This is a genomic window from Stenotrophomonas sp. PS02289, assembly GCF_029960115.1.
In the GTDB taxonomy this organism is placed as follows: Bacteria; Pseudomonadota; Gammaproteobacteria; order Xanthomonadales; family Xanthomonadaceae; genus Stenotrophomonas.
In genome coordinates this window covers 1-8,717 of record NZ_JASCOZ010000174.1, presented here as the reverse complement: position 1 = coordinate 8,717, position 8,717 = coordinate 1, and the positions used below count along the sequence as shown (strand labels likewise).

Annotated in this window: 8 protein-coding genes; 5 read left to right on the top strand and 3 right to left on the bottom strand. The window is 65.1% G+C overall.

Features of this window, described 5'->3' with window-relative positions; genetic code table 11:
• Positions 1-56 precede the first annotated feature (56 nt).
• Entirely contained in the window at positions 57-848 is a 792-nt protein-coding gene (locus QMX83_RS18040; protein WP_282298024.1) for an endonuclease/exonuclease/phosphatase family protein, read from the bottom strand.
• A gap of 211 nt (positions 849-1,059) precedes the next feature.
• Here QMX83_RS18040 and QMX83_RS18035 point away from each other — a divergent pair, with 211 nt between their 5' ends.
• Together QMX83_RS18035 and QMX83_RS18030 are read left to right on the top strand one after the other, a co-directional pair.
• The gene (locus QMX83_RS18035) at positions 1,060-2,742 is read left to right on the top strand and encodes an MFS transporter (RefSeq protein ID WP_282298023.1); all 1,683 of its coding nucleotides are present in this window, start codon (positions 1,060-1,062) and stop codon (positions 2,740-2,742) included.
• Positions 2,743-2,750: 8 nt separating this feature from the next.
• A complete protein-coding gene (locus QMX83_RS18030) occupies positions 2,751-3,377 on the top strand; it encodes a rhomboid family intramembrane serine protease (protein ID WP_282298022.1) in 627 nt (208 codons plus the stop codon).
• Between the two features lie 42 nt (positions 3,378-3,419).
• Here QMX83_RS18030 and QMX83_RS18025 read toward each other — a convergent pair whose 3' ends face one another.
• The gene (locus QMX83_RS18025; RefSeq protein WP_282298021.1) at positions 3,420-3,596 is read right to left on the bottom strand and encodes a hypothetical protein; all 177 of its coding nucleotides are present in this window, start codon (positions 3,594-3,596) and stop codon (positions 3,420-3,422) included.
• A 212-nt stretch (positions 3,597-3,808) separates the two neighbouring features.
• Between QMX83_RS18025 and QMX83_RS18020 the strand changes: the two genes are divergently transcribed.
• The 3 genes from QMX83_RS18020 (at position 3,809) to cfa (ending at position 6,174) form a co-directional block, all read left to right on the top strand.
• Entirely contained in the window at positions 3,809-4,114 is a 306-nt protein-coding gene (locus QMX83_RS18020; protein WP_282298020.1) for a GNAT family N-acetyltransferase, read from the top strand.
• 64 nt (positions 4,115-4,178) lie between these two features.
• Positions 4,179-5,042 (top strand): DUF3298 and DUF4163 domain-containing protein, encoded by an 864-nt coding sequence (locus tag QMX83_RS18015; protein ID WP_282298019.1) that lies wholly within the window; start codon positions 4,179-4,181, stop codon positions 5,040-5,042.
• Between the two features lie 13 nt (positions 5,043-5,055).
• A complete protein-coding gene (cfa, locus tag QMX83_RS18010) occupies positions 5,056-6,174 on the top strand; it encodes a cyclopropane fatty acyl phospholipid synthase (RefSeq protein ID WP_282298018.1) in 1,119 nt (372 codons plus the stop codon).
• A gap of 216 nt (positions 6,175-6,390) precedes the next feature.
• Here cfa and QMX83_RS18005 read toward each other — a convergent pair whose 3' ends face one another.
• Positions 6,391-8,556 carry a M3 family metallopeptidase gene (locus tag QMX83_RS18005; protein ID WP_282298017.1) on the bottom strand — a complete coding sequence of 722 codons (2,166 nt, stop codon included), beginning with the start codon at positions 8,554-8,556 and terminating at the stop codon, positions 6,391-6,393.
• Positions 8,557-8,717: the final 161 nt, after the last annotated feature.

The window sequence follows — 8,717 nt, the reverse complement described above, 5'->3', positions numbered from 1 at the left end:
GCCCTCGGGATCGCCTGGGCCGGCCAACGGCCGGCGCTACCGGATACGTCACGCGGTCAGAGATTGGCGTCCTGCAGTTGCAGTGTCGCCATCACCCCCAGACGCAGCGGCTGGCCCTCCACATCATCCACCGGCGGCAGCTTCACCGGCTCCAGGCTCACGCCGCTGAAATGCTTCACCTGGAACAGCACATCCAGCCCGTGCGCCCGTGACGTGCTGCCGGCGACGGACGGCGGTTCCACCCGTTCGCCGGGATTCTTCCGTGCCGGCTGGAAGCCGGGCGAGCTGCTCACCAGTTCGTCGGTGCTGGCCGCATAGGCCCCGGCGATCAGCGAGGGCAGGCCGTCGGCGGTCGCGCCGATCCAGGTCATCAGGTCGCCGGTCTGGTGGCGGCGAATGGCGGCTTCGTCCGGCTCGGGCCATAACCGGGCCACGTAGACGTTGATCAGGTCCTCGCCCCGCTTGACCCGCAGCATACCGGCCGCGCTGTAGCGCCCGGGGGGATGCAGCAGGGTGACGCCATCCTCGACCACCTCGAGTCGGCTGAGCATGGCGCTGCCCTGGCGCAGCGGCTGGCTGGGTGGGTCGGCGGTGACGAAGTCGCAGCTGTAGCGCAGGCGCACCGCCAGCCAGCAGGCGCGATTGTTGCGGCTCTTGTCCTGCTCCACACGCTGCACGGCGATCACGTCCGGCTGCAGCGCTTCCAGCAGTTGCAGCACCTGGTCCCGCCGTTGCTGCCACTGGCTGTCGTCCTGCACCGGCAGTTCCAGCGTGGCCACCTTGAGCAGGCGCGGCGCGGCCTCGACCTGACGGGCATGGGTCAGGCCGGTGGGGGCAACCAGCAGCATCAGCAGGAGCCAGCAGGGCCAGCGTCCCGGTCCAACCGAGGGGAGGGGGGGCATAACGATAAGTTTACGCATGTGTCGTCGACGCGCCGTGACCCCGGCCACAGATGGCCTGCCATGGATACGGCCGCCTGTCACGTCCGGGCGCAACGTGCGCCGCTGCGGCCCTTCCGGTACCCTTTCACCCTTTATACACGCAGGACAGCCCCATCGAATGAGCACGCAAGCAGCCGCCAGCGCTGGCAAGGGAAAAATGCCAGGGCAGATTCCGTACATCATTGGCAACGAGGCCTGCGAGCGGTTCAGCTTCTATGGGATGCGCAACATCCTGGTGCAGTTCCTGATCACCTCGCTGCTGCTGCAGGAGGTCCTGGACCCGGCCCGTGAGGCCGAAGCCAAGGACATCATGCACAGCTTCATGATCGGCGTGTACTTCTTCCCGCTGCTGGGCGGCTGGCTGGCCGACCGCTTCTTCGGCAAGTACAACACCATCCTGTGGTTCAGCCTCATCTACTGCGCGGGCCACGCCTGCCTGGCGGTCTTCGAGAACAGCCGTGAGGGCTTCTTCCTGGGCCTGGGCCTGATCGCACTGGGTGCGGGCGGTATCAAGCCGCTGGTGGCCTCGTTCATGGGCGACCAGTTCGACCAGACCAACAAACACCTGGCCAAGGTGGTGTTCGACGCCTTCTACTGGATCATCAACTTCGGCTCGCTGTTTGCCTCGCTGCTGATCCCGCTGGCGCTGAAGAACCTGGGCCCGCAGTGGGCGTTCGGTATTCCGGGCATCCTGATGTTCGTGGCCACCTTCGTGTTCTGGATGGGACGCAAGCGCTATGTGATGGTGCCGCTGCCGCCGAAGGACCCGCATTCGTTCGCCAATGTGGTGCGGACGGCGCTGATGGCGCGCCGCGCTGTCCCCGGGCCGGCTTCGCGCGTGATGCGTGGCATCGGCGTGGCGATCGCGCTGGCCTCGACTTACTGGCTGGGCGTTGCCGCGATCATCCCCTGTGTGGTTGTGGCGCTGCTGTGGGTCCGTCGCGAGCGACCGGGTCTGGCCATGGCGCTGGGCGGTGTGGCAGTGGCGCTGGGCATGGGTATCTTCACGCCGATGCTGGGCATCGTGATCGTGCTGTGTCTGGCGCTGGTGGCGCTGCTGGTCGGCATTGGTGGCGGGGCGTGGCAGCAGCTTGAAGGGGCGCGCGGCCAGCATCCGGACGAAGCCGTCGAAGGCGTGCGCTCGGTGCTGCGCGTGCTGGTGATCTTCGCGCTGACCACCCCGTTCTTCTCGTTGTTCGACCAGAAGGCGTCGACCTGGGTGCTGCAGGGCAAGGACATGGTGATGCCGAGCTGGTTCACCGCCTCGCAGATGCAGGCCTTGAACCCGGCGCTGGTGATGATCCTGATTCCGTTCAACAACCTCGTGCTGTACCCGGCCCTGCGCCGTTTCGGGTTCGAGCCGACCGCGCTGCGCCGCATGACCGCCGGTATCGCATTCAGCGGCCTGGCCTGGGTGGTGGTGGGCGGTATCCAGGTGATGATGGATGGCGGCAACGCCATGTCGATCTTCTGGCAGGTGCTGCCGTATGCGCTGCTGACCTTCGGTGAGGTGCTGGTCTCGGCCACCGGCCTGGAGTTCGCCTACAGCCAGGCTCCGCAGGCCATGAAGGGCGTGGTGATGAGCTTCTGGAACCTGACCACCACGATCGGCAACCTGTGGGTGCTGCTGTCCAACGCGGCCGTGCGCAATGACGGGGTGACCCAGAAGATCGCCAGTACCGGGTTGAGCGAGGCGGCGTTCCTGATGTTCTTCTTCGCCGGCTTCGCCTTTGTCGCGGCGTTGGCCTTCGGTTGGTATGCCAAGCGCTATCGTATGGTCGACAACTACCGCGCTGCCTGAGTACCCCGATGACCCCTGTGAATCTGCTGCTGATCGCCATCACCGTCCTGGTGTCGTGGATGGCGTTCAAAAACCGTGCGCTGGCTGACCGTCTGATCCTGTGGCCGCCGGCGGTGCAACGCCATCGCCAGTATGACCGCCTGATCACCTGTGGCTTCATTCATGGCGATTGGCAGCACCTGCTGTTCAACATGATCACCCTGTTCTTCTTCGGCGGCCAGATCGAGCGCGTGATGCTGGGCCTGACCGGCAGCTACCTGACCTACCCGGCGTTCTACCTGGGCGCGCTGCTGGTGTCGGTCCTGCCGACCTACCTGAAGAACCACAACAATCCGAACTATGCCTGCCTGGGCGCATCGGGTGCGGTGTCGGCGGTGCTGTTCGCCTTCATCCTGCTCAGCCCGTGGAGCATCATCTTCGTGTTCTTCATTCCCGCGCCGGCGATCATCTATGCCGTGTTCTACGTGGGCTACAGCATCTGGATGGACCGGCGGGGTGGCGATTACGTCAACCACAACGCGCACCTGGCCGGTGCCGCGTTCGGCGTGCTGTTCATGCTGGCCATGCGCCCGGAGATCTTCCAGCACTTCCTGCGCGAGCTGAGCAACCCGCGTTTCAACCTGATGGGCGGTTGATGGCGGGGCGGGTCACGACCAACGGTCGTGACCCAGCCTGCATCACGCCGCGAGACGGCCATCAACCCCATAGGCGCTGAGCAGCCGGGTGTACACCTCGTGGTCGATCAGGTCGAATTCCGACCCCTGGGTCTGGCCATTGAGGGCCAGCTGGAACAGGCCTTCCAGCAGCGAGCTGTCGGCGTCGGAGGGCAGCGGGGCAGCAGGTACGTGGTCCATGTACGACTCCTTATGACACGGAGAGGGCAGGCAGGTGTCGCAAGGCTCGTGCCAGCTTTTGCGACCTGTCAGCCCCCTGTATCGGCTTGAACCGGCCTGACTTTAGGGGCAGATGTGACGCACCGCGTCCAGAACTGCCCGGATTCAGACTTCACACGGCCGTGGCGGGCGGCTCCGCACTATCGCGGCAATTTCCGCAGGAGACCTTGCCCATGGCTTCTGTAACCCCGCCCGGATTGGCATACGAGGTCGAACACGACCAGGTCCATCACCGGTTCAAGGCCCGGGTCAGGGGGTATGAGGCGGTGCTGGACTACCAGATCAAGCGCAAGCGGATGACCATCCTCCATACCGGGGTGCCGGAGGAGATCGGGGGCCGTGGCATTGCCGGAGAATTGACCAAGGTCGCCCTGCGTTTCGCCCGCGAGCAGGGCTACAAGGTGATACCCGCCTGCGAGTATGCCGAGGCGTTTCTGGACCGGCACCATGACGAGTACCAGGACCTGCTGCTCGGCTGAACAATGATGAGTTGTGCTTCACGGAAGAAGGATCATGATGCGTGGATTCAACAAGGGGATTGCAATGAAGATCGCAGGAAACCGCCGGGCATTGGGTTACGGCGGCTGGGTGTTGGCACTGGGTCTGGTGCTGGTTTCAGGCTGCAAACGTGAGGCAGAGGCCCCGGCGGATGCGCCGGCAGAAGGCACCGCCGCCGCGTTGCCGGAGAACGTTGATGCGCCGGCGGCCGCCGAGGCCCGCGTCGAACTGCGCGACGTCAGCGAAAACAGCCCCAAGGCGGTGGTCGGCATCAGCTACCCGCAGGATGTGAGCCAATACCCCGGCCTGGCCAAGGCGTTGTCGGATTACGCGACCGCCGCGCGCGGCGAACTGCAGCAGGCCATCGACGGGCTCGGAAACGACACCCCGACCATGCCCTATGAGTTGTCGCTGAGTTTCGAGAAGCTGCTGGAAACGCCGCAGCTGGTGGTCGTGAGTGCCGACGGCAGCCGTTACACCGGCGGTGCCCATGGCGAACCGCTGGTGGCGCGGTTCGTGTGGCTGCCGGACCAGCAGAAACTGCTGACCGCAGAGTCGCTCATTCCCGACAGCAAGGGCTGGGCGGCGGTCAGCGACTACGTGGCCGACCAGCTGCGTGAGCGCGTGGCCACTCGTTTGAGTGCCGAGGACATGGAGCCGGGCCAGCTGCAGGAATCCCTGCGCAGCGCCAGCCGCATGATCGCCGACGGCACCGGGGCCAGCCCCGACAACTTCAGCCAGTTCCAGCCGGTGACCGATCCGCAGGGTCACATCACCGCGCTGCGCTTCGTGTTCCCGCCGTATCAGGTCGGCCCGTACTCGGACGGCACCCAGACCGTGGACGTGCCGGCCAGCCTGCTGGCTCCGCACGTGGCTCCGGCGTTCGCCGGTCTGTTCGCGAAAGGCTGAGGCGGGGGCGTGCGTGGACGTCGGGCTGCAGCGTCGGGTTGCCGAACTGCTGCTCGAGGCGGATGTCATTCTGGGCGGCAATCGCCCGCATGACCTGCAGGTCCATGATGAGCATTTCTATTCGCGGGTGATCGCCCACGGCTCACTGGGCCTGGGCGAAAGCTACATGGACGGGCAGTGGGATGCCGTCTCGCTGGACAGCTTCCTGCTGCACCTGATGCAGGCACACCTGGACGAACGCGTGCACGGCTGGCGCGAGCTGGCCGATGCCGTGAAGGCGCGGTTGTTCAACCTGCAGTCCGGTAGCGGCGGTCTGGAAGTGGGAAAGCGCCACTACGACCTCGGCAACGACCTCTACCAGGCCATGCTCGGCCGCCGGCTGGTGTACAGCTGTGGCTACTGGGCCGATGCGGTGGACCTGGACAGTGCGCAGGAAGCCAAGCTCGACCTCATCTGCCGCAAGCTGCGATTGCGCCCGGGCCAGCGCGTGCTCGACATTGGCTGTGGCTGGGGCGAGGCGCTGGAATACGCGGCCACGCGATATGGCATCTCCGGCGTGGGCATCACCATCTCGCAGGAGCAGGCCGAGTTCGCGCGGCACCGCTGCGCTGGCCTGCCGGTGGAGATCCGCCTGCAGGATTACCGCGAGCTGGACGAATCGTTCGACGCCATTCTGTCGGTCGGCATGTTCGAGCACGTGGGCGACAAGAACTACCGCACGTACTTCGAGGTGGCACGGCGCTGCCTGAAACCCGAGGGCTTGTTCCTGCTGCACACCATAGGCAGCAACATCTCGCGCCACCGCACCGACCCGTGGATCGCGCGCTACATCTTCCCTAACTCCATGCTGCCCTCGGCCGCGCAGATCACTGACGCGTATGAAGGCCTGTTCGTGCTCGAAGACTGGCACAGCTTCGGCGCAGACTACGACCGCACCCTCCAGGCCTGGCGGGCGAACGTGGAAGCCGCGTGGCCGAGCCTGGACCCGCAGCGCTACGACGAACGCTTCAAGCGCATGTGGCGCTTCTATCTCGCCGGCTCGATGGCCAGCTTCCGCTGCCGCCACGCGCAGCTCTGGCAACTCGTGCTGTCGCCGAATGGCGTACCCGGCGGCTACATCGCTCCGCGCTGACCATCACCCGCCGGAATGTGCACTGGATGTGCATGGGTAGGGTCGGACGACAGTCGACCGCCGATAACGGCGATCACTGCATTAACGCATGGACCAAAATCGAAATAACGCATTCGCGGTGCAGCGTGATGATCGTTCGGGCTCCGCTCGGACGCGCATGGCGCGTCCCTACGCCCCATAAAAAAACCGCCCGGGGTTGCCGGGCGGTTTCGAGGCTTACTTCGTTTCCGAAGTCAGGCCACGCTTCTCAAGCAGCGGCTCGATCTGCGGCTCGTGGCCGGCGAAATCGCGGAACAGCTGCATCGCGTCGACGCTGCCGCCCTTGGACAGCAGGGTCTGGCGGAAGTGGTCGCCGTTCTTGCGGCTCAGGCCGCCGTTGTCGCGGAACCACTTCTGGGTGTTGGCGTCCAGCACTTCCGACCAGATGTAGGCGTAGTAACCGGCCGAGTAGCCGCCCATGATGTGGCTGAAGTACGGGGTGCGGTAACGCGGCGGGACCGGCGCGAAGTAGATGCCGTCCTTCTCCAGCGCGGCACGCTCGAAGTCCATCACGCCCTTGGCGGCCGGCACCTGTGCCGCACCGATCTGGTGCCAGCGCTGGTCCAGCATCGCTGCGCCAAGGTATTCGGTGGTGGCGAAGCCCTGGTTGAACTTGGCAGCGGCGATCACCTTGTCCAGCAGTTCCTGCGGCATCGCGGTGCTGTTCTGGTAGTGCTTGGCGTAGTTCTTCAGGATCAGCGGGTTGTCGGCCCACATCTCGTTGACCTGCGAGGGGAACTCGACGAAGTCACGCGGCACCGAGGTGCCCGAGAAGTAGGGGTACTTCACGTTCGAGAACATGCCGTGCAGGGCGTGGCCGAATTCGTGGAAGGTGGTGGTCACTTCGTCCCAGGTCAGCAGGGTCGGCTGGCCGGCCGGCGGCTTGGGAATGTTGAGGTGGTTGGCCACCACCGGCTTGAAGCCGGTCAGTTCGGACTGCGAGACGTAGGAGTTCATCCACGCACCGCCACGCTTGGACGCACGCGCATACGGGTCGAAGATGAAGATCGCCAGCTGGCTGCCGTCGGCATCGAACACGTCATACACGGTGACGTCTTCGTGGTAGACCGGCAGGTCGGTGCGCTGCTTGAAGCTCAGGCCGAATTCCTGGTTGGCGGCGAAGAACACGCCGTTCTCCAGCACGTTCTTCATTTCGAAGTACGGCTTGAGCTGCGATTCGTCGAAGTTGTACTTGGCCTGGCGGACCTTCTCGCTGTAGAACGCCCAGTCCCACGCTTCCAGCTGGAAGGTCGGCTTGCCGGCGGCCTTCTGTTCCTTGTCGATCATCGCCTGCAGGTCGGCGGCTTCGCGCTTGGCGTTGGCCACCGCGGCCGGGGCTAGCTGGCCCAGCATGGCGTTGACCGCTTCCGGGGTCTTGGCGGTCTGGTTGGTCAGGTTGTAGGCGGCGAAGTTCGGGAAGCCCATCATCTTGGCCTTCTCCGCACGCAGGGTCATGATGCGCGAGACCAGGGCGGTGTTGTCGAACTCACCGCCGCGGCTGCCACGGGTGGTCGACGCTTCGTAGATCTTCTTGCGCAGATCGCGGTTGGTCAGGTTGGTCAGCGGCGGCTGGCCGGTGGTGTTGAGCAGGGCGATGACGTACTTGCCGTCCAGCTTGCGGGCCTTGGCGGCTTCGGCGGCGGCGGCGATCTGCTCGGCAGAGAGACCATCGAGCTGCTTGACGTCGTCGACCACCACGGCCGAGGCGTTCACTTCGTTCTGCACGTTCTGGCTGAACTTGGTGCCCAGGTTGGCCAGCTCGGCATTCATTTCCTTCAGCTTGGCCTTGTCGGCGTCGTTGAGCTTGGCACCGGCGCGGACATAGCTTTCGTAGTACTTCTCGACCAGGCGCACGCCTTCGGCGTCCAGGCCCAGCTGGGTGCGGGTGTCATACAGCGCCTGGATGCGGGCGAACAGCTTGCCGTTCAGCGCGATGGCGTCGCTGTGCGCGGCGAACTTCGCCGAGTAATCGGCCTGCAGCTTCTTGCGGGTGTCGTTGGTATCGGCACCGACCAGCGAGAAGAACACGGTGGTGGCGCGGTCCAGGGTGTCACCGCTCTTTTCCAGGGCGATGATGGTGTTGTCGAAGGTCGGCTTGGCCTTGTTGTTGGCGATGGCCTCCACTTCCTTCAGCTGCTGGGCCATGCCAGCGTCGAAGGCGGGGGCGAAGTCGCTGTCCTTGATCTTGTCGAACTGCGGGAAGTGCAGCGGCAGCGGGCTGTCGGCGAAGAACGGGTTGGCCTGCTGGGCGGCAGTAGCGGCCGGGGCAGCGGCCACGGCGGAGTAAGCGGGCAGGGCAAGGCCGAGGGTCACGGCGACAGCGAGGGCAAGACGGGTGGTCAAGGGGAAATCTCCGGTCAGACAAGTGCCCGAGGGTAACCCGGGGTCCGCTCGGCCGGCTTGTGTCAAAAGGCATGTGCGACACCCGGACCCCGTAGAGCCACGCCCTGCGTGGCTGCGTGGTGTCGGACAGGGTCGAAGCCACGCAGGGCGTGGCTCTACAA

Coding starts and splice junctions, on each gene's coding strand:
- QMX83_RS18015 (WP_282298019.1), top strand. CDS start 4,179: ATGAAGATCGCAGGAAACCGCCGGGCATTGGGTTACGGCGGCTGGGTG.
- QMX83_RS18030 (WP_282298022.1), top strand. CDS start 2,751: ATGACCCCTGTGAATCTGCTGCTGATCGCCATCACCGTCCTGGTGTCG.
- QMX83_RS18020 (WP_282298020.1), top strand. CDS start 3,809: ATGGCTTCTGTAACCCCGCCCGGATTGGCATACGAGGTCGAACACGAC.
- QMX83_RS18025 (WP_282298021.1), bottom strand. CDS start 3,596: ATGGACCACGTACCTGCTGCCCCGCTGCCCTCCGACGCCGACAGCTCG.
- QMX83_RS18035 (WP_282298023.1), top strand. CDS start 1,060: ATGAGCACGCAAGCAGCCGCCAGCGCTGGCAAGGGAAAAATGCCAGGG.
- QMX83_RS18040 (WP_282298024.1), bottom strand. CDS start 848: ATGCTGCTGGTTGCCCCCACCGGCCTGACCCATGCCCGTCAGGTCGAG.